This window comes from Streptomyces sp. NPDC003011 (assembly GCF_053591515.1).
Genome location: NZ_JBSFTY010000021.1, coordinates 21,437 through 38,994, shown reverse-complemented (window position 1 = coordinate 38,994; position 17,558 = coordinate 21,437). Strand labels below are relative to the sequence as shown.

Sequence of the window (17,558 nt, the reverse complement as noted above, 5' to 3'; positions counted from 1 at the left end):
GCGGGCGTCACGTGCCGTCCAGCACGCGCACGTCCTCGATGTCCCGCAGTGCGTGTCCCGCCACCAGCCAGGCGTGCAGACAGGACGCCAGCAGCGGCCGGTCCGGCGGGACGTGCGCGGCCACGGGCACGACCGTCCGGCTCGTCCTCTCGGCGACCGCCCAGCCGCCCCCGGTCAGCGGCGCCGCGGCCAGGCGGCATCCCGGATGGGCGGCCATGAGGCGGCTCAGCAGGCGCGCCGTGTCGACGAAGGGGCGCGGGTGCCGGTCGTGCAGCACATCGGCACACGCCGGCCACCGGGTGCCGGGGTACAGGCCGGCGTCCACGGCGAAGTGCACGTCCGCGCCGGACACGCGTCCGTCGGTGCCGGGCTGCCCGCCGGGCACCGTGAGGCCGACCCGGGCCAGCACGTCGTGATGCCTCCCCGCCGACCGTATGCGGAGCGACAGGTCCGGCGGGGTGTCCGACGGCGGACCGCAGGGGTGCGGCGGCGACGCCCGCAGCCGGACGGCGACGAAGCGCGTCACGCCGAAACCTCCCGCCGCCCTCGCACCCATGTGTCCAGCGGCGGCGGCGCCGGCAAGGGGACCGTCCGCGGCTCGTGGGCGGGCTGGCCCAGTCCCAGCACGCGGTACATGAGCTTGCGCATGTTGCGGTTGAAGCGGCCGGGTTCCGAGGTGATGCGCGAGGCGATCGCCGCGTACTCCTCCCGGCGGTATTCCGCGGCGGTGTACTGGAGCTGGCCGACGAGCGGGTGGGTGGGCGAGAGCGCCGGCGCGGTCACGGCGAGGGCGGCGGCGGGCGAGGCGGGGTTGATCTCCCGCGCCGGTGAACCGGTCAGCAGGATCGGCGCTTTGGTGAGCGTGCCGTACAGCGTCACGGAACCGTGGTCGCCGATGATCCAGTCCGCGGCGATCAGGACAGCGCGCCAGTCCGCCTCCGGCGGTACGAGCGCGATGCCCAGTTCGCCGCAGCGCGCCAGCCAGGCCCTGACCTGCCAGGGACCGTGCCCCGACCACACGTTGGGGTGGACGAGGATGACCGGCCGGAACGGTCCGGCGGGCAACTCGGCGATGAGCCGGGGCAGCAGCGTCTCGAACCCGCCGAAGGACGAGCGCGCACCCCAGGTCGAGACGACGGCCACCAGCTTCTCGCCGTCCGCGAGGCCCAGGGCCCGCCGGTACCCGGCGCGCAGCGGCAGGCTCGCCGCGATCCGGTCGTGCGCCGGATCGCCGACCACATGGGCGAGCGGGAGCACTTCCGGGCAGTGCCGTTCCAGGTCGGCCAGTTCGGCGTGGTGGGGCACGGCCACGGCGGCGGGCAGCCGGCCGCCGGGGACCAGGTCCTGCCTGCGCAGCCCGGCCACGCCCGGGTGCGGTGCCGAGACCAGGCGCTTGAGATAGCCGGCCCCGTGGGGCAGCGTGATCAGCGGGGCGGAGATCCTCTCCACGCCGCGCGGTCCGGCCGCGAGAGCCAGGTCGAACGTCATCCGTACCGCCTCGTCCCACGGCAGCACCGCGCCGCCCAGCCCCGCGAGGAAGCGCGGCACCTCGTCGCCGAAGACGTGCGGCGGTGCCGTGAACACCACCTGCACCCTGAAGTCGGCCTCCAGCAGCGACAGGACGTCGACCAGCCGCTTTCCGTAGGTGAGGGTGTGCACGACGACCAGCACCCTCTTGCGCTCGGCGAGCGTCAGCCACTCGCGCTCCTCGACCGACGGTTCCGTACACTCCCGCAACGCCGACATGATGTCCCCCGTAGTCCCTGCGGGCCGGATTCGGCCCCTTCTGCCGGGCGTCCTGCCCCGCGCGATGGACGGAAGCCTTGCCACCGCCTTGCGGAAACCTTGCAGCGGCCGTCCCGCCGGCGGGCGGTGGCCAGGAGGCCGCGCCGCGTCCGCGGGGGCGGCGGCAGGCCCCCGCGCAGCCGCGTGAGGGCCGGGATGCGGCCGGCCGGCGGCTGAGGGAAAACGCTTGGACTGTACGGGCGCCGCCGCGGGACACTGCCCTTTCCGGCCTGCCGTACGCGCACGACCACGTCCACGCGAACCACGCGCGGGCTGCGTCGTCGTGCCCGGCGCCCGCCGGAGAACGAGCGGGCGAGGCGCTCGCCCGCAGCCGTACGACACCACGGGGTGGGGATGGGAACGCCTGGATCACGCGCAGGACCACCGCGCAGGGGTGCGGTGCTTCTCGCCCTGCGCCACTACGGACGGGAGCTGGCCCGGCTCCGGCGCTGGGCGGTGCCCGCGATGCTGCTGTCGGCACTGGGCAACATCGGCATCCACTACATCGCGCCGCTGGTCGTCGCGAAGCTGGTCGGCCGGATCGCCGGCGACACCGGCATCGCCCTTCGCTCCACGCTGCCCTACGTCCTCGGCTTCGCCGGTGTCCTCCTGCTCGCGGAGGCGCTGTGGCGCGTCGGCGTGCACTGCCTCAACCGCCTCGACGCCCTGGGCATCGAGCACCTGTACGTGATCGGCATGGACGAGCTGTTCGCCAAGGACGCCGCGTTCTTCCACGACAACTTCGCCGGGTCGCTGACCAAGCGGGTGCTGAGCTTCGCCTCCCGCTTCGAGGAGTTCGTCGACACGCTGACGTTCCAGGTCGTGGGCAGCTTCGTGCCGCTGCTCTTCGGCTCGGTGGTGCTGTGGCGCTACGAACCGCTGCTCGTCGTCGGGCTCCTGACGATGATCGCGCTCACCGCGCTGTGCGTGACACCCCTCATCCGGCGCCGGCAGGCGCTCGTCGACGAGCGCGAGGAAGCCATCGCCCGGGTGTCGGGCCACGTCGCCGACAGCCTGATGAACATGGACACGGTACGGGCGTTCGCCGCCGAGGAACGCGAGGCCGCCGAGCACCGCTCCCGCGTCGCGGTGTCACGGCGGCTCACCCTGAGGTCGTGGGACTACGGCAACCTGCGCATCGACACGCTGGTCGCGCCGATGTCCGTGCTGACCAACGCGCTGGGCCTGCTGCTCGCGGTCACGCTCGGCGGGGACAGGCTGGGCGTGGAGGCCGTCGTGGTCGCCTTCGCGTACTACAGCAACGCGACGCGGATCATGTTCGAGTTCAACCAGATCTACCGGCGCCTGGAGAGCTCGATGACGGAGGCCGCGCAGTTCACCGAGCTGCTGCTGGCGCAGCCGACCGTGCTCGACCCGGTGACGCCGGAGCCGCTGCCGCCCCAGGCCGCCGACGTCCGCTTCGAGCGGGTGACGTTCGCCCACGCGGGCGCGGACACGCTCTTCGAAGGTCTCGACCTGGTGGTGCCCAGCGGGACGAAGATCGGTCTCGTCGGCCGGTCCGGCGGGGGCAAGACCACCCTCAGCCGGCTGCTGCTGCGGATGACGGACATCGACGCCGGCCGGATCCTGATCGGCGGGCAGGACATCAGCCGGCTGCGCCAGGCCGACCTGCGCGGCCTGATCGCCTACGTGCCGCAGGACCCGGCGATGTTCCACCGCACGCTGCGGGAGAACATCGCGTTCGCCCGGCCGGACGCCACCGACGCCGAGATCCGCCGCGCGGCCGACGCGGCGCACGTCACGGAGTTCGCCGACGCGCTGCCGGACGGCTTCGACACCATGGTGGGCGAGCGCGGCGTCAAGCTGTCCGGCGGACAGCGCCAGCGGGTCGCCCTGGCCCGGGCGATTCTGCGCGACGCGCCGATCCTGCTGCTCGACGAGGCGACCAGCGCCCTGGACTCCGAGAGCGAGATCCTCGTCCAGGAGGCGCTGTGGCGGCTCATGGAAGGGCGGACGGCGCTCGTGGTGGCGCACCGGCTGAGCACGGTCGCCACCATGGACCGGCTCGTCGTCCTCGACCGCGGACGCATCGTCGAGCAGGGCACGCACCAGGAGCTGCTCGCCTCGGCCGGCGCCTACGCGAAGCTGTGGCAGCACCAGTCGGGCGGCTTCCTGGACGACACCGCCGCCGACGACAGCTCCGCGCGGGCCGACCTGCGCTGAACGCGGGTCCGGTGGCCCGGCCCCGCCCCGGACGGACGCCGTAGGCCGCCGTACCCGCGCGGGTACGACCGGACCATGATCTGTCGCGTCGTACCGCTCGCCGACGGGACCGCCGATCCCGCTCGTCCCTACGCTCCGCCCTCCCGCGCCGGGGACCGTCCCGCCGCCCGGGCCGTGGGACTGACGGAAGCGGACTGACACGCCTCGGCAGCGGACGCCGGACCGGTCACCTTCGTCGCGGGGACGCGGGGACGCGGGGACGCGGGGACGCGGCGGGGACCCTCGCCGACACGGCGGCCGCATCCCTGCCTCGCGGTGTGGGACCGGTGGAGAAAGGGCTAGAGCGGCACCGGGTCGCGGCACCATCGACTCGTACCGCACCGCGATCACAGGAGCTCACCATGGCCCGTTCCGAAGCACGCGTCGCCACCGACCGCCCGCACCGCTACGCCAAGCAGCTCGCCTCCCACCTAGGCCGCCGCAGCGAGACCAGCTGGGACGAGGACAGCGGCGAGGGCAAGCTGGTCTTCCAGGACGGCACGGGCGCCCTCACCGCGACCGAGGGTGCCCTGCTGCTCTCGGTGGAGTCGCAGGCCGAACACCTCGACCGCCTGGAAGACGTCGTCGGCCGTCATCTGGTCCGCTTCGGCACCAAGGACGAGCTCGTGGTCGAGTGGCGGCGTGACACCGGTGAGCCGGGCACCACGCAGCGCAAGGACACCGACTGACGGCCCGCACCGCCGGCGGTGCCTCAGATCACGCAGCCCACGTGCGCCAGCGCCTGCTTGAGCAGCACTCCGTGGCCGCCCGGCATCTCGCTCTGCACCGCCGGCGACAGCGCCTCCTGCGGGCTGAACCAGTCCAGGTCCAGGGCGTCCTGCCGGGGGCGGCAGTCACCGGTGACCGGCACGACGTAGGCGAGCGACACCGCGTGCTGGCGCGGGTCGTGGAACGGCGTGATGCCCTGGGTCGGGAAGTACTCGGCCACGGTGAAGGGCTGGAGGGAGGCCGGCACGTGGGGCAGGGCGACCGGCCCGAGGTCCTTCTCCAGGTGGCGCAGAAGAGCGTCCCGGACGCGCTCGTGGTGCATCACCCGGCCGGACACCAGGGTCCGGCTGACCGTGCCGTCCGGACCGATGCGGAGCAGGACTCCGATGCTGGTGACTTCGCCGCTGTCGTCGACGCGCACGGGCACGGCCTCGACGTACAGGATCGGCATACGGGCGCGCGCGAACTCGAGCTCGTCGGAACTCAGCCAACCGGGCGTGGTATCGGTCATGTCAGACATTGCTTGATCATACTTTCAGGACGTGGCGGAAAAGGGGTAGACCTGGTGAGCGTTGTCACCTGAGGCCCGTGCGGTGATCCGCGGGGCGTCCGGCAGGCTCAGTCCGTCCGCCGTGCACGCGCGTGGTCGTCCGTCCTCCTCGGCGGGCCCGGATCGACGTGCGGCCGGGCCGGCGCACGCGTCAGGGTTTGACGGCCACCGCGCCGAACTGCGGCACCACGGCGGGGGAGCCGGACTCCGCGCGCCACTGCGAACACGACACCAGACCCGGCTCCAGCAGTTCCAGCCCGTCGAAGAAGGCGGCGACGTCCGCACGGCTGCGGGCGGTGATCGGCGGGGTGGCGTTCTCGTTCCAGAACCTCATCGCCGGGATCTGGCCCTCGCCGCCGAGGTCGGCGTCGAAGGTGGGGTGGGTGAGGGCCAGATGGCTGCCGGAGGGCAGCGCGGCCATCACGCGGTGGGCGATGTCCCGGGCCTTGTCGGTGTCGAGGACGAAGTTCAGGATGCCCAGCATCATCACGGCGACCGGCCGGGTGAAGTCCAGGGTCTGTCCGGCGCGCTCCAGGATGGTGTCCGGGTCGTGCACGTCGGCGTCGATGTAGGCGGTGGCACCGCCGGTGGTGCCGGTGAGCAGGGTGCGGGCGTGGACCAGCACGATGGGGTCGTTGTCGACGTAGACGATCCGCGAGTCGGGGGCGATCCGCTGGGCGATCTCGTGGGTGTTGTCGACCGTCGGCAGCCCGGTGCCGATGTCGAGGAACTGCCGTACGCCCCGCTCCTCGGCGAGGAACCGCACCGCGCGGCCCAGGAACCAGCGGTCGGCGCGGGCGATCTCCCGGATGACCGGGAACATCCCGGCCACGTGCTCGCCGACCTGCTGGTCGACCTCGTAGTGGTCCTTGCCGCCGATCCAGTAGTTCCACACGCGCGCGTTGTGCGCCACACCGGTGTTCAGCCTCGCCGACGTGCCTGAGGGGGTGTGGCTGTCGCTCACGTCTGTGCTCCTTCTCGCGCCTCGGCCTTCGCCGCCATTGTGCCGTCCGAAGATCAGTTCTGTCCCGGGAACGGCCGCAGCGGACGGGCTGGTCGGCCGATGCCGCGCGGGTCCGCGGCGGGGGTGCGCCCGGCCGGCACGTCCGTCAGCCGCGGCTGCCCGGCGACGACGTCCAGGGTGAGCGCGGCCCGCGCGCCCGCCTCGGCGAGCCGGGCGGAGGGCACCGGGGACTTCTCGGCGCACCGGCGCACCGGCGCGGCGGCCCGCGACCCCTCCGCCGCCCCCGCCGCGGGCGACGCGGCGACGTTCGAGGCGCCCGGACCCCCGCGCTGGTGCAGGGGCGGGCCTGCCGCACCCACCGGGGACCGCCCAGCTCGACGCGCGCTCCCGGAACGGCCGTCGGTCCGCCCCGGCGCGTGCCGCCGCGCGCCGTTGACGGGCGCGTTTCTTGCTACCGGTGAGTACCCCGGGGGTGTGACGCATGTGACGCCTGAGGTAAGGTCCCCCCGGTCCGCAACCACGCACAGGCTGCGGACCGCTACAGGCGGTGTCGAAGAGGGCGGCAAACCATGGAATTCCACCTGGTCGACGAAGAGGAGTCGGCGGCGGGAGGTGCGCGGCTGGAGGCGCTGGCGCCGGAACCCCTGCTGACCCGGGACTACGAGACGCGGCCCGCGCTCGTCTACGAACGGCTGCGCCAACGGCACGGCCCGGTCGCGCCGGTCGACCTGCTCGGTGTGCCCGCGTGGCTGGTGCTGGGCTACCGCGAGTCGCTGGAGGTGTTGCAGGACGACGCGGCCTGGCCCAAGGGCCTGGAGAACTGGCGGGCCCGGTCGGAGGGCCGGGTTCCCGCCGACTGGCCGCTCGGCCCCTCCCTGGAGGTCAACCACGTGCTGATCCAGGGAGGTCCGGGCTACCGCCCGCTGCGCACCGCCTGGGACGTCGCCCTGCGCCCGTTCCAGGACCCGCGCCACCCCCAGGCCAAGCGGCTCAAATCGGCCGTCACGGTCTACGCCGACGAGCTGATCACGCTCCTCGCGCAGGGCGGCGGCACCGGCCTGGCCGACCTGTCGGCGCAGTTCTCCCGCCCGCTCCCGCTGATGGCGGCGAGCCATCTGCTCGGCTTCCCCGGTTCGCAGGGCGACGACGCCCTGATGGACATGTGGCGCGTGCTGGACGCGGGCCCGGACGCGGAACCCGCCCTGGAACGCCTGCTGGGGACGCTCACGGAACTGGCCGCCGCCAAGGTCGAGCGGCCGGGGAACGACTTCCCCTCCCTGCTGCTGGCCGCCCACCCCGACCTCTCGGTCGAACAGCTGGCCCGCGAGCTCTTCATGCTGCTCGGCATGACCTCCGACCACGTCGGCATCCTCATCTCCAACACCGTGGTCGAGGTGATCTCCGGCGAGCGCGAGGGCGGGGTGCGCACCGCCCTGTCCGCCGGGATGATCCGGGAGACCATGAACCGGGTCGTGATGCGCAAGCCGCCCCTGGTCAACTTCGTGCCGAGGTTCGCGGCCGCGGACACCGAGCTCGGGAACTACACCGTCCACGCCGGCGACCCCGTGTGGGTCTCCGCCGCCGCCGCGCACGCCGACCCCCTCTTCGCCGGACAGATGGCACCCGGTTCCTCCACCATCAGCAGCCGGGCGCACCTGTCGTGGGGTGCCGGGCGCCGCCAGTGTCCCGCCCGCGAGCTGGCGTCGACGATCGCCTCAGCCGGCGTCAGCCGCCTCTTCGAGCGGTTCGGGCACCTGGAACTCGCTCTCCCGGTCGACCAACTGCCCTGGCGTTCCTCGCCGTTCATGCGGGGACTGCGCTCGCTGCCGGTGCGCTACGAACTGGCCGCGCGGCCGGTGCCGGTGGCGCCGGTGTTCGAGGAGGCCGCGACACCCGCGGCGGACGTACCGGACATGGCCGCCAAGCGGCGGTCGTCGCTGTGGCGGTACCTGACCGGGCTCATCCGCTCGGGCGGCTGAGCCGCGGCGCCGCGCCGTCCGCGCCGTACGCCTGAACGGCCGTCACGGTGCGGGCCGTACCTGTCCGTTCTGCCATGCCCAGGCCGCGATCTCCACGCGGTTCCGGGCCGTCAGCTTCAGCTGGACACTGGACAGGTGCGTCTTGACGGTGGAGAGGGAGATGTACAGCTCCGCGGCGATCTCGGCGTTGGTGCGGCCGAGGGCGACCAGGCGGACCACGTCGAGCTCGCGGTCGGTGAGCGACTCGGTGAGCGACTCGGCGAGCGGTGCGGGACGGGCGGCGGCCGGCTGAGGGGTCTCGGTGAGGTGCCGGAGCAGGCGGACGGTGACCGAGGGCGACACCAGGGAGTCGCCGGCCGCGGCGGCGCGGACCGCCTCCGCCAGCAGGGCCGGCCCCGAGTCCTTGAGCAGGAACCCGCACGCGCCGCCGCGCAGGGCCCCGTACACGTACGCGTCGAGGTCGAAGGTGGTGACCACCACCACCCGCATCGGGTCGGCGACCTCCGGCCCGGCCAGCAGCCGGGTGGCCTCCAGCCCGTCCAGCCTCGGCATCCTGATGTCCAGCAGGCACACGTCCGGCCGGAGCCTGCGGGCCAGTGCCACCGCCTCCTCGCCGTCGGCGGCCTCGGCGACCACCGTGATGTCGGGCTGGGCGTCCAGGAAGAAGCGGAAGCCGGTGCGGACCATGTCCTGGTCGTCGGCGATGAGGACACGGATGGGTGCGCCGGACGGGGCGGGCGGAGCGGCCGGGGTGGGGCTCGTCATGGCTCGATCATGCCTCAGGGGAGGGACGGGACCGCGCGCAAGGCCGCGGCGGAAGCAGGGGGCGACGGCCTGCCGGGGGCGACGGCCTGCCGGGGATGACGGCCTGCCGGGGATGACGGCCTAACCGGGGATGACGGGCCGTCCCCGCGCGCGGGTCGTCACTCCGCGGTCCGGGCCGGATCGGCCGTCACCTTCCGCAGCAGCGGTCCGCCGGCACCGACGGCGGCCAGCATGGCCAGCGCGCCGACGGCCACACAGGCGGCCAGCCGCAGGGCGCCGGTCGTGTCGATCCCGACGTCGGCCGCCTTGTTGAGCTGGTAGGAGCCGTAGACGCCCATCCCCGTGGTGCCGCCGGCCAGTACGACCAGGGGGAGGACCGTCTCGCGGACCCGGGCCCGGTTCAGCACCTTCAGTGGGGTGCCGGCCAGCCGCAGCAGGCCGTACACGCGCCGCCGGTCCAGGACGTTCGCGGCCGCGGTGAGGCCGGCGGAGGCGGTGGCGAGGAGGAAGCTCAGGGCCAGGGTGGCGGTGCTGACGTCGGCGATGCGGTCGGTGACCGCGCGGTCGTTCGCCGTCGCGTAGTCCTCGGTGTACAGCGGCGGGCCCGGCGCGACGGAGGCGAGGACGGTGACGGCGGTGTCCACCCGCTCCGTACCGCCCGAGACGTACGCGACCACGCCCGGGTTGCCGCCCAGCAGGTTGTCGAGGTCGTCGTCGCCCGGGGTGGTGACGGTCGCGGTGACCCCCGCGCGGGCCAGCAGCGTACGGGCCTCGGCGGCGGTGCGCCGGGCGTCGGCGGCGTCCGCCGTGATCAGGCTGACCTGGCCCTCGTACCGCGCCCCGTCCATGGTCAGGTGGCTGACGGAGAAGAACCCGGCCACGAACCCGGCGAGCACCAGGCCGCTGACGGTGCGCCAGGCGCCGCGCGGGTCGTCGGTGAGGCGGCGTGCGGCCAGCAGGGTCGCCGGGCGGCGGGCGAAGCGGCCCACGATCCGGCCCAGCCGGTCCACGACCCACGGGCCGAACAGCCAGAACGTGCCGTGGAACAGCAACAGCAGGACGAGCGCCTGCCGGGCGGTCAGCCCGCCGCCGCCCGCGGTCCGCCAGATGTACAGCAGAGCCGCCGCGAACAGGGCGAACCGGATCCAGCGGGTGCGGCGCGGGTCCGCCTCCTGGGCGACTCCCAGGGGCGAGGCCGCCACCCGGCGCAGCATCGACACCGCGCTGACGGTGAGGAGCAGGGTGACGCCCGCGACCACGGCGGCCAGCCAGGGCAGGCCCACCCACAGCTGACGGGTGTACCAGTCGCCGACGCCGTACGGGATCTCGGCCAGCGCGGGCAGCAGGGCCGTGTAGGCGACCGCGCCCACCAGGGCTCCCGCGGCGCCGACCGCCGCCGTCTCGACGGCGGTCATGGCGAGGATCTGCCGGGGTGTCGCGCCCGCCAGGCGCAGGGCGGCCAGCTGCTGCTCGCGCCGGGCCGCGCCGAGCCGCCCGGCCGCCGCGGACAGCACGGCCACCGGCATCGCCAGCAGCGCCACGCCCAGCAGCACCGTCCCCCGGTCGAACGTCGTGAACAGGGAGGCCCGCGGCCCGGCGAACCCGGCGACCGGGGCGCGCGCGGCCTGCCCCTCGTCGTACCAGGAGACACCGCCCTCGGCCGCCTTGGAGACGGCGGGGTCGGACGGTGTCCGGCCCACCACGGCGACCAGTTCGCCGGGCGAGGCGAGACCGGCGGCGCCGATCGTGCCGTACGGCCTCACCTTCGGGAAGCGGTCGGCCAGTTGGTTCGCGGGGAGCTCCCGCATCAGGTCGGCCAGGGCGGGGGAGACGTACACCTCGCCTCTCTTGGGGAAGGCGCGCAGGCCCGGCGGGGCGGGGGTCGCCTCGCGGCCGGGCAGCCGGGCCAGCGAGACGACGGTCACGGGCTGGTGGCGGACGTATGTCGTGGCGAGTGCCTGGACGGCGGTGGCCCGGTGCGCCGGCACGGCGTCGGGGGTGCGCCAGGTCGTGCGGTCGGCGCGGGCGCCGGCGCCGAGGCAGGCGGCGGTCATCAGCAGCAGGACGAACGCGCCGACGGCGGCGGCCCCGGCGGCCAGCAGCCGGCTCTGCAGGCCGCGGCGGCCGGAGGACCGGGCCAGGTGCCAGGTCAGGGGGAGGACGGGGGAACGCATCGGATATCTCCGGGAGCTCGGGGCGCGGGGGAGGTCAGGCGACGGTGTACTGGCTGTGGCCGCTGATCCGGCCGTCCCGGACCTGGAGGATCCGGTCGCAGTGGGCGGCGACGTCGGCGTCGTGCGTGACCATGACCAGGGCGGCGCCCTGGTCGCGGGTGACGGAGGTCAGCAGCCGGACGACCTCGGTGCTGGTGGTCTGGTCCAGCGCGCCGGTCGGCTCGTCGGCGAAGACCACGTCCGGTTCGACGGCCAGGGCCCGGGCGATGGCGACCCGCTGGGCCTGGCCGCCGGACAGCCGGCCGGGCCGGCGCCCCTCCAGCCCGTCGAGGCCGAGGGGCGCGAACCAGCGGCGGGCCTGCCGGACGGCCTGCCGGCGGGGCATGCCCCGCAGCATCAGGGGGAGCGCCGCGTTCTCCTCGGCGGGCAGCTCCGGCAGCAGCTGGCCGGACTGGAACACGAACCCGAAGTGCGTCCGGCGCAGGGCGCTCAGCCGGTTCTCGCCCAGCTGGTCGACGCGTTCCCCGCGCAGCAGCACCTGGCCGCCGTCGGGCCGGATGATCCCGGCGAGCAGATGCAGCAGGGTGGACTTGCCGGACCCGGACGGGCCCATGATCGCCAGCGAGTCGCGCTCGCCGATCTCCACGTCCACGCCGGCCAGCGCGGTGGTGGAACCGTACGTCTTCACCAGGCCGTGACCGGCCAGAACAGTGTTCATGATGTGCCGTGGTCCTCTGGTCAGCGCTCGAAGGTCCAGGTGACGGAATCGCTCGTGGCCCGGACCACGGTGACGGGGATGTCGACGGCCGCGCCGCCGCTCTTCGTGCCGGTGCACGTGAGGGTGGCGCCGGCGACGGCCTTGAGGCCGGTGGGGCAGGTGACGTCGGTGACCTTGTCGCCGACCCAGGGGAGCGGGTGGTACTTGCTCTGGGTGCGGGCCGCGACGATGGTGCCCGCGAGGGCCTTGTGGCCGCCGACGCTCACCGTGTCGTGCCGGTCGAGACCGGTGGTCGACTCGGTGCCGGACAGCAGATGGGTGCCGACGGCGAACACGGCCGTGACAGCGACCGCACCGCCGAGGGCGCCGACGAGGAACCTGCGCTGCATCACGTACTCCTGAGGGCTGGGCGAAGGGTGGAGGAACTGGCTCCACCCTCGCCCGCTGCACAGGGCGCGCGCCTCGGCCGTACGGCCACCGCCGGCGGGCGTGCCCTCGGCCGTTCGGCCGAGGGCGCTGCCGTGGCGCGGGCAGACGGAGAACGCGCGGAGAGCGCGCGGTGAATCTCACCGGGGCCCGGAGCCCCGGACTCGGTGACCGGAGCCCCGGACCCGGTGGCCGGTGGCCGGTCAGGGCTTGAGGCCGACCCCGCCGTACAGCGACACGGGGCCTTCCCCGTCGGGGGACACGCCGTCTGGGCCGAGGGCGGGATGCCAGTGGGCCACCGACACGATCCCCGGCTCCATCAGGTCGAGTCCCTTGAAGAAGCCGCCCACTTCGGCCTGCGAGCGGGCCACCAGCGTCACTCCGCCCGCCGCGTAGGCGGTGATGCCCCGCTGCACCTGTTCCGGCTCGAAGTCGGCGGTCATCACGGACAGGACCAGACAGCTGCCCGGTGCCAGCGCGTCGACCAGGGTCGCCACGATGTCGTACGCGCCGTCCTCGTCCGCGACGAAGTGCAGCAGGGCGATGAGGGACAGGGCGACGGGCCGGTCGAAGTCGAGGATGCGGCGGGCGTGTTCGAGGATGGTGTCCGGTTCGCGCGCGTCCGCCTGGAGGTACCGCGTCACGCCCTCGGAGGTGCCGCGCAGCAGGGCCTCGGCGTGGGCGAGGACGATCGGGTCGTTGTCGACGTAGACGATGCGGGCGGCCGGGTCGACCGACTGGGCGATCTGGTGGAGGTTGGGCTCGGTGGGTATGCCGGTGCCGATGTCGAGGAACTGGCGGATTCCCGCCTCCCGGGCCAGGCGGCGCGTGGCCCGCTGCATGAACCGGCGGTTGGCGCGGGCCGCTCGCGGGGCGCCGTCGTCGATGGACATGATCTGCCGGCCGAGCGCCTCGTCGACCGGGTAGTTGTCCTTGCCGCCGAGGAACCAGTCGTAGACCCGGGCCGGATGCGGCGTGGTGGTGTCGATCGTGGTGGGGACGATCCGGTGGCTTCCGGTCCGGTGTGTGGCTGCGGTCCGGGCCGCACCTGTAGCGCTTCCCCGGGTGCCGGACCCGTCCCCTTCGGACCCGTCCCCCTCGGACCGGTCGACGGTCGGCTCGGTCCCGGGCACGCGGTGCTCCCTCCGCTCGACTGGCCCGCGCGGTATCGCGGCAGGGCGTGCGAGCAGTCTGGCACGATCACGCGGCGTGGCGCAGACACTCTTCGGCCACCTGCCGGTCCAGCGCCGTACGCGCCAACGCGGCGGCCGGCAGGGCGGGTTCGGTGTCCCCGACCGGCTCGGCCGGCTCGGCCGGCCGCCCCCGATCGCCCGGCAGACCGAGCCGTTCGGGGCGTCCGTCGGTACCTTCGCGGCCTCGTCGGAAAAGGGCTCCACGTCCGGCCGCATCCGCCGCACCTCGCGCAGGGAGATGCCGGTGCCCGTCGGCCGGGGCCGGGGCCGGGCATCTCCCGCGGCAGGCGGCGCGATCCGGCCACGTCGCCGTGTACCGCCGCCCGCGGCCGCCGCAGGTCTCCGCCCCGCCGCGGATCTCCGCCCCGACCTCCGCTCGGTCAACAGCCGCGCGCCGTCGCCGAGTTGCCCGCACGTTCCGCTCGTCGTGGCGCCAATAGCGCCAATAGCGCCGGTAGCTCCGGTAGCCGCCGCGGTCCAGTGCGTCCGCCCGCTCCCGCCCGCTCCCGCCGGCTCGCCTCGGCGATCCGGCGCGGGTCGCGCGGCCCCGCCTCGTGCCGGGCACGGGCGGCGGCCACGGCGACCGAGCCGCGGGTCCGGGCGCTGAGAGAGCGGCACGGCCAGGACGAGCAGCCGGTACAGGGGCTGCGGGGCGTTCTTGAGCGGGATGCCGGCCTTCTCAGCGAACGTCCGCCCGTGCGCGCCGAGGAGTTCCCCGTACGGCGCGCTCCGAGTCGCTCACGGCTTGAGCGGATCGTGGCCGATCGTCATCAGTCGCCGCCGGCGGCACGTCTCCTCGGCCTCGGGTTCGTTCGCCACGTCCGTCTGCTCGGTGACGGTGTCCACGACCTCGTACATCACGCTGATGTCGTCGTCGGTGAGGTCCGTGCGCCGCTTCTGCAGGATCCCCAGGACGTGCTGTCCCGTGGGCGTGCCCGCGTGCTCCGGCAGCGGTTCCGCGTTCTCGCCGGCCTCGCTGACCCGCAGCCAGGCGGCCAGCTCCTGCGAGGTCATGTTCACCACGCGGTGGAAGTCCTCCCACAGCGCGTCGAGTTCGAGGGCGTCGGTCATCACAGGCCCCTTCTGTGCGTACGGGTTCTCGGCCGGGCGCCGGTCAGGCGTCCTTGGGCCAGTTCTCCGCGTCGAACATCCAGCGCTGCTTCTCCAGCTCGGCGGTGATCGAGATCAGCAGGTCCTGGGTGACCGGGTCGGCCTCGTCGGTCGCCGTGATCCGCTCGCGCAGCCGCGCGATGGCGGCCCCCAGGGACTCGACCAGCACCTCGACGACGTCGGTGTCCCGCACCCAGCCGTCCTTCGGGCTCGGCAGGGTGAACGCCGACGCGATGGTCTCCGGCCGGCCGTCGGGCGGCAGGCCGAGCGCGGCGGAGCGCTCCGCCACGGTGTCGGAGAACTCGCGGGCGGCCGTCACGACCTCGTCGAGCTGCAGGTGGATCGAGCGGAAGCGCGGTCCCACGAGGTTCCAGTGGGCCTGCTTCCCGATCAGGGACAGTCCGATGAGATCCACCAGGGTGTTCTGCAGCGCGTCCGCGACCACCTGGCGGGACGATTCGGGAATCGTGCTCTTCACGACAGTCATACGATGCTTCCCCTTCTGGCTTCTTCTCTGGCGGTACGGAGCAGCGCGTCCCGTTCCTGCTCGCCCGTCCCGCCCCACACGCCCGAGGTCTGCCCCGTGTCCAGCGCGAACGCCAGGCAGGGGGTGCTCACCGGGCAGCGGGCGCAGACGCGTTTGGCGGCCGCGATGTCTCGCAGCGCCGGTCCGGTCGTGCCCACGGGGAAGAACAGCTCGGGGTCCTCTCCGACGCAGGCGGCACTGCGCAACCACTCCATGGCGGCGCGGGTGCCCAGGGCGAACTGGTGCAAACACCGGGCGCCGCCGCCTCACGGGTGGCGCCTCAGCTCCTGAGCACCTCGTCCAGGAAGCGGGTCACTTCCGCGAAGACCTGCGTCCGGTCGGTCTCGTGGAACACCTCGTGCCGGGCGCCCGGGCGGATCCGCTCGGTCAGCCGGCCTCCGCTCAGCGCCTCGACGCCGGCCCGGCTCCCGGCGAGCGGCACCAGCCGGTCCTCCTCGCCGTGCAGCCACAGCAGCGGCAGCCGGCCCACGTCACCACCTCTGGACACGGTCTCCAGGGTCCGCACGAACGCCTGTGCCGTCGGCCGCTTCATCGGCCCGTGCCACACCAGCGGATCCGCCGCGTACGCCGCCCCGGCCGCCGGGTCGCGGGAGAGCGCGGCCGGGCTGACGGGGGTGTCGGGGATCTCGTCGAGGGCGAGCAGCCGTCCCGGCAGCTCCCACGCGCCGATCACCGGCCCGGACAGCACCAGCGCGGCGAGCGTGCCGCCGTACCGCTGCGCGTAGCGGGCGGCGATCAGGCCGCCCATGGAATGCCCGATCATCACCAGCGGTACGTCCGGGTGGGCCGCTCGGGCCAGCCGGGCCACGGTGTGCACGTCGGTGACCACGTCCTCGAAGTCCTCGATCAGCACCCGCTCGCCCGCCGACCGCCCGTGTCCCATGTGGTCGGGCCCGAACACGGCCGCGCCGTGCGCCGCCAGGACCCCGGCGAGTTCCTCGTACCGGCCGACGTGCTCGCCGTAGCCATGGACGACGAGGGCGAGGTACCCCGGCCGCTCGGCCGGCCACTCCCGGGCGCCGACCGGGCCCCGCGTTCCCGGCAGGACGTGTTCACGGGAGTCGGCCATGTCCCCTCCGGCTGGGTCGGTGTGCGTCCCGGGGATCTTCCCAGAGGGCGGGCGACGGGTCTATAGTCAAAAACTAGCACCGCTAATTAAAGTGTCCGTCCCCCGATGCCCGGCGATGCCGGTCAGGAGCCTGCCGTGCGCCCCGTCCACTTCGCGGCCGCCCGCCGCACCCCCATCGGCCGACTGCGCGGAGCTTTGTCCGCCGTACGTCCCGACGACCTCGCCGCGTCTGTGATCCGCGCCCTGGTCGCCGACGTGCCCACGCTCGACACCGCCCGCGTCGACGACGTCTACTGGGGCGCCGCCAACCAGGCCGGCGAGGACAACCGCAACGTCGCCCGCATGGCCGCGCTGCTGGCCGGCCTGCCCGAGTCCGTGCCCGGAGCCACGGTCAACCGGCTGTGCGCCTCTGGCCTGGAGGCCGTCACCACCGCGGCCCGCGCCATCGCCGCGGGCGAGGCCGACATCGTGCTCGCGGGCGGCTCCGAGTCGATGAGCCGCGCCCCCTTCGTCCTGCCCCGCCCCGACGAGGCCCTGCCGTCCCGTATGGAGACCTTCGACACCCGGCTCGGCTGGCGCCTGGTCAACCCCGCGATGAGGGAACTCCACGGCCTGCTGGCCATGGGCGAGACCGCGGAGGAGGTCGCCGGCCGGTACGGCGTGACCCGCGAGCGGCAGGACGCGTTCGCGCTGCGCAGTCACCAGCTGGCCGCGCAGGCCCGCAAGAACGGCCACTTCGACGACGAACTGCTGCCCGTGGAACGCCCTGACGGCGTGGTCGTCGACAGCGACGAGAGCATTCGCGAGGACACCTCGGCGGAGAAACTCGCCCGGCTGAGGCCCGTCTTCCGCGAGGGCGGCACGGTCACCGCGGGCAACGCCTCCCCGATGAACGACGGCGCCGCCGGACTGCTCCTGGTCAGCGAGGAGGCCCTCAACGACCTCGGGCTGGAGTCCCTGGGCCGCTACGTGGCCGGCGCCTCGGCCGGCGTCCACCCCGACGTGATGGGCATCGGCCCGGTTCCCGCCACCCGCAAGGCGCTGGCCCGCGCCGGCTGGAGCGTCGGCGACCTCGGCGAGGCCGAGTTCAACGAGGCGTTCGCCGCACAGGCCCTCGCGTGCGTGGACCAGCTGGGCATCGACCCGGACCTGGTCAACCCGAGCGGCGGCGCCATCGCCCTCGGCCACCCGCTGGGCTGCTCGGGCGCCCGCATCCTGACGACACTGCTGCACCGGATGCGGCGAACGGGGGCGGGCCGGGGGCTGGCCACCATGTGCGTCGGGGTGGGGCAAGGGAGCGCGGTCCTCGTCGAACGGCACTGACCA

At 74.0% G+C, this 17,558-nt stretch carries 18 protein-coding genes and 1 pseudogene; 4 read left to right on the top strand and 15 right to left on the bottom strand.

The genetic code is table 11. The features are described 5' to 3' along the window. Positions 1 to 7 precede the first annotated feature (7 nt). On the bottom strand, positions 8 to 526 hold the full coding sequence (locus ACWD0J_RS13565; protein ID WP_451495938.1) for a hypothetical protein: 519 nt from the start codon (positions 524 to 526) through the stop codon (positions 8 to 10). Further along, complete coding sequence (locus ACWD0J_RS13560) at positions 523 to 1,746, bottom strand: hypothetical protein (protein ID WP_451495937.1); 1,224 nt, start codon at positions 1,744 to 1,746, stop codon at positions 523 to 525. The genes ACWD0J_RS13565 and ACWD0J_RS13560 overlap by 4 nt, the downstream gene beginning before the upstream one ends. 393 nt (positions 1,747 to 2,139) lie before the next feature. On the opposite strand from ACWD0J_RS13560, the gene ACWD0J_RS13555 reads away from it, so the two are divergent. Together ACWD0J_RS13555 and ACWD0J_RS13550 are read left to right on the top strand one after the other, a co-directional pair. After that, a complete protein-coding gene (locus ACWD0J_RS13555; RefSeq protein WP_451495936.1) occupies positions 2,140 to 3,969 on the top strand; it encodes an ABC transporter ATP-binding protein in 1,830 nt (609 codons plus the stop codon). Positions 3,970 to 4,370: 401 nt separating this feature from the next. Next, on the top strand, positions 4,371 to 4,697 hold the full coding sequence (locus ACWD0J_RS13550; RefSeq protein WP_451495935.1) for a DUF2218 domain-containing protein: 327 nt from the start codon (positions 4,371 to 4,373) through the stop codon (positions 4,695 to 4,697). Between the two features lie 23 nt (positions 4,698 to 4,720). Here the strand turns inward: ACWD0J_RS13550 and ACWD0J_RS13545 are convergent, their stop codons facing one another. The 3 genes from ACWD0J_RS13545 to ACWD0J_RS13535 form a co-directional block, all read right to left on the bottom strand. Beyond that, positions 4,721 to 5,248: an NUDIX hydrolase family protein gene (locus tag ACWD0J_RS13545; RefSeq protein ID WP_451495934.1), complete on the bottom strand. Its 528-nt coding sequence runs from the start codon at positions 5,246 to 5,248 to the stop codon at positions 4,721 to 4,723. A 190-nt stretch (positions 5,249 to 5,438) separates the two neighbouring features. Continuing rightward, the gene (locus tag ACWD0J_RS13540; RefSeq protein ID WP_451495933.1) at positions 5,439 to 6,251 is read right to left on the bottom strand and encodes an SAM-dependent methyltransferase; all 813 of its coding nucleotides are present in this window, start codon (positions 6,249 to 6,251) and stop codon (positions 5,439 to 5,441) included. Between the two features lie 53 nt (positions 6,252 to 6,304). After that, on the bottom strand, positions 6,305 to 6,610 hold the full coding sequence (locus ACWD0J_RS13535) for a hypothetical protein (protein ID WP_451495932.1): 306 nt from the start codon (positions 6,608 to 6,610) through the stop codon (positions 6,305 to 6,307). Between the two features lie 210 nt (positions 6,611 to 6,820). On the opposite strand from ACWD0J_RS13535, the gene ACWD0J_RS13530 reads away from it, so the two are divergent. Next, complete coding sequence (locus ACWD0J_RS13530; RefSeq protein WP_451495931.1) at positions 6,821 to 8,230, top strand: cytochrome P450; 1,410 nt, start codon at positions 6,821 to 6,823, stop codon at positions 8,228 to 8,230. A 42-nt stretch (positions 8,231 to 8,272) separates the two neighbouring features. On the opposite strand, the gene ACWD0J_RS13525 is transcribed toward ACWD0J_RS13530, so the two are convergent. The 10 genes and pseudogenes from ACWD0J_RS13525 to ACWD0J_RS13480 all read right to left on the bottom strand — a co-directional run bounded on the left by ACWD0J_RS13525 (position 8,273) and on the right by ACWD0J_RS13480 (position 16,232). Further along, the gene (locus ACWD0J_RS13525; protein ID WP_451495930.1) at positions 8,273 to 8,995 is read right to left on the bottom strand and encodes a response regulator; all 723 of its coding nucleotides are present in this window, start codon (positions 8,993 to 8,995) and stop codon (positions 8,273 to 8,275) included. 158 nt (positions 8,996 to 9,153) lie between these two features. Continuing rightward, entirely contained in the window at positions 9,154 to 11,169 is a 2,016-nt protein-coding gene (locus ACWD0J_RS13520; protein WP_451495929.1) for an FtsX-like permease family protein, read from the bottom strand. A gap of 34 nt (positions 11,170 to 11,203) precedes the next feature. Then, the gene (locus ACWD0J_RS13515) at positions 11,204 to 11,887 is read right to left on the bottom strand and encodes an ABC transporter ATP-binding protein (protein ID WP_451495928.1); all 684 of its coding nucleotides are present in this window, start codon (positions 11,885 to 11,887) and stop codon (positions 11,204 to 11,206) included. A gap of 20 nt (positions 11,888 to 11,907) precedes the next feature. Next, positions 11,908 to 12,276 (bottom strand): DUF4333 domain-containing protein, encoded by a 369-nt coding sequence (locus tag ACWD0J_RS13510; RefSeq protein ID WP_451495927.1) that lies wholly within the window; start codon positions 12,274 to 12,276, stop codon positions 11,908 to 11,910. 240 nt (positions 12,277 to 12,516) lie between these two features. Next, positions 12,517 to 13,317, bottom strand: coding sequence for an SAM-dependent methyltransferase (locus ACWD0J_RS13505; protein WP_451495992.1), 801 nt, complete (start codon positions 13,315 to 13,317; stop codon positions 12,517 to 12,519). Between the two features lie 196 nt (positions 13,318 to 13,513). After that, a pseudogene (locus ACWD0J_RS13500) lies at positions 13,514 to 14,220 on the bottom strand (hypothetical protein); the annotation flags it as partial. A 24-nt stretch (positions 14,221 to 14,244) separates the two neighbouring features. Beyond that, complete coding sequence (locus ACWD0J_RS13495; RefSeq protein WP_451495926.1) at positions 14,245 to 14,577, bottom strand: DUF3140 domain-containing protein; 333 nt, start codon at positions 14,575 to 14,577, stop codon at positions 14,245 to 14,247. Positions 14,578 to 14,620: 43 nt separating this feature from the next. Beyond that, the gene (locus ACWD0J_RS13490; RefSeq protein ID WP_451495925.1) at positions 14,621 to 15,103 is read right to left on the bottom strand and encodes a Dps family protein; all 483 of its coding nucleotides are present in this window, start codon (positions 15,101 to 15,103) and stop codon (positions 14,621 to 14,623) included. After that, positions 15,100 to 15,357 carry a WhiB family transcriptional regulator gene (locus ACWD0J_RS13485; RefSeq protein ID WP_451495991.1) on the bottom strand — a complete coding sequence of 86 codons (258 nt, stop codon included), beginning with the start codon at positions 15,355 to 15,357 and terminating at the stop codon, positions 15,100 to 15,102. Before ACWD0J_RS13485 ends, ACWD0J_RS13490 begins: the two co-directional genes overlap by 4 nt. Before the next feature lie 65 nt (positions 15,358 to 15,422). Further along, positions 15,423 to 16,232, bottom strand: coding sequence for an alpha/beta hydrolase (locus tag ACWD0J_RS13480; RefSeq protein WP_451495924.1), 810 nt, complete (start codon positions 16,230 to 16,232; stop codon positions 15,423 to 15,425). A gap of 135 nt (positions 16,233 to 16,367) precedes the next feature. On the opposite strand from ACWD0J_RS13480, the gene ACWD0J_RS13475 reads away from it, so the two are divergent. After that, positions 16,368 to 17,555, top strand: a complete 1,188-nt coding sequence (locus tag ACWD0J_RS13475; protein ID WP_451495923.1) for a thiolase family protein — start codon at positions 16,368 to 16,370, stop codon at positions 17,553 to 17,555. Positions 17,556 to 17,558: the final 3 nt, after the last annotated feature.

Excerpts from the sequence above, each read along its gene's own strand:
- ACWD0J_RS13560 (WP_451495937.1), bottom strand. The coding sequence starts at position 1,746 with ATGTCGGCGTTGCGGGAGTGTACGGAACCGTCGGTCGAGGAGCGCGAG.
- ACWD0J_RS13555 (WP_451495936.1), top strand. The coding sequence starts at position 2,140 with ATGGGAACGCCTGGATCACGCGCAGGACCACCGCGCAGGGGTGCGGTG.
- ACWD0J_RS13550 (WP_451495935.1), top strand. The coding sequence starts at position 4,371 with ATGGCCCGTTCCGAAGCACGCGTCGCCACCGACCGCCCGCACCGCTAC.
- ACWD0J_RS13545 (WP_451495934.1), bottom strand. The coding sequence starts at position 5,248 with ATGACCGATACCACGCCCGGTTGGCTGAGTTCCGACGAGCTCGAGTTC.
- ACWD0J_RS13530 (WP_451495931.1), top strand. The coding sequence starts at position 6,821 with ATGGAATTCCACCTGGTCGACGAAGAGGAGTCGGCGGCGGGAGGTGCG.
- ACWD0J_RS13525 (WP_451495930.1), bottom strand. The coding sequence starts at position 8,995 with ATGACGAGCCCCACCCCGGCCGCTCCGCCCGCCCCGTCCGGCGCACCC.
- ACWD0J_RS13520 (WP_451495929.1), bottom strand. The coding sequence starts at position 11,169 with ATGCGTTCCCCCGTCCTCCCCCTGACCTGGCACCTGGCCCGGTCCTCC.
- ACWD0J_RS13515 (WP_451495928.1), bottom strand. The coding sequence starts at position 11,887 with ATGAACACTGTTCTGGCCGGTCACGGCCTGGTGAAGACGTACGGTTCC.
- ACWD0J_RS13510 (WP_451495927.1), bottom strand. The coding sequence starts at position 12,276 with ATGCAGCGCAGGTTCCTCGTCGGCGCCCTCGGCGGTGCGGTCGCTGTC.
- ACWD0J_RS13495 (WP_451495926.1), bottom strand. The coding sequence starts at position 14,577 with ATGACCGACGCCCTCGAACTCGACGCGCTGTGGGAGGACTTCCACCGC.
- ACWD0J_RS13490 (WP_451495925.1), bottom strand. The coding sequence starts at position 15,103 with ATGACTGTCGTGAAGAGCACGATTCCCGAATCGTCCCGCCAGGTGGTC.
- ACWD0J_RS13485 (WP_451495991.1), bottom strand. The coding sequence starts at position 15,357 with ATGGAGTGGTTGCGCAGTGCCGCCTGCGTCGGAGAGGACCCCGAGCTG.
- ACWD0J_RS13480 (WP_451495924.1), bottom strand. The coding sequence starts at position 16,232 with ATGGCCGACTCCCGTGAACACGTCCTGCCGGGAACGCGGGGCCCGGTC.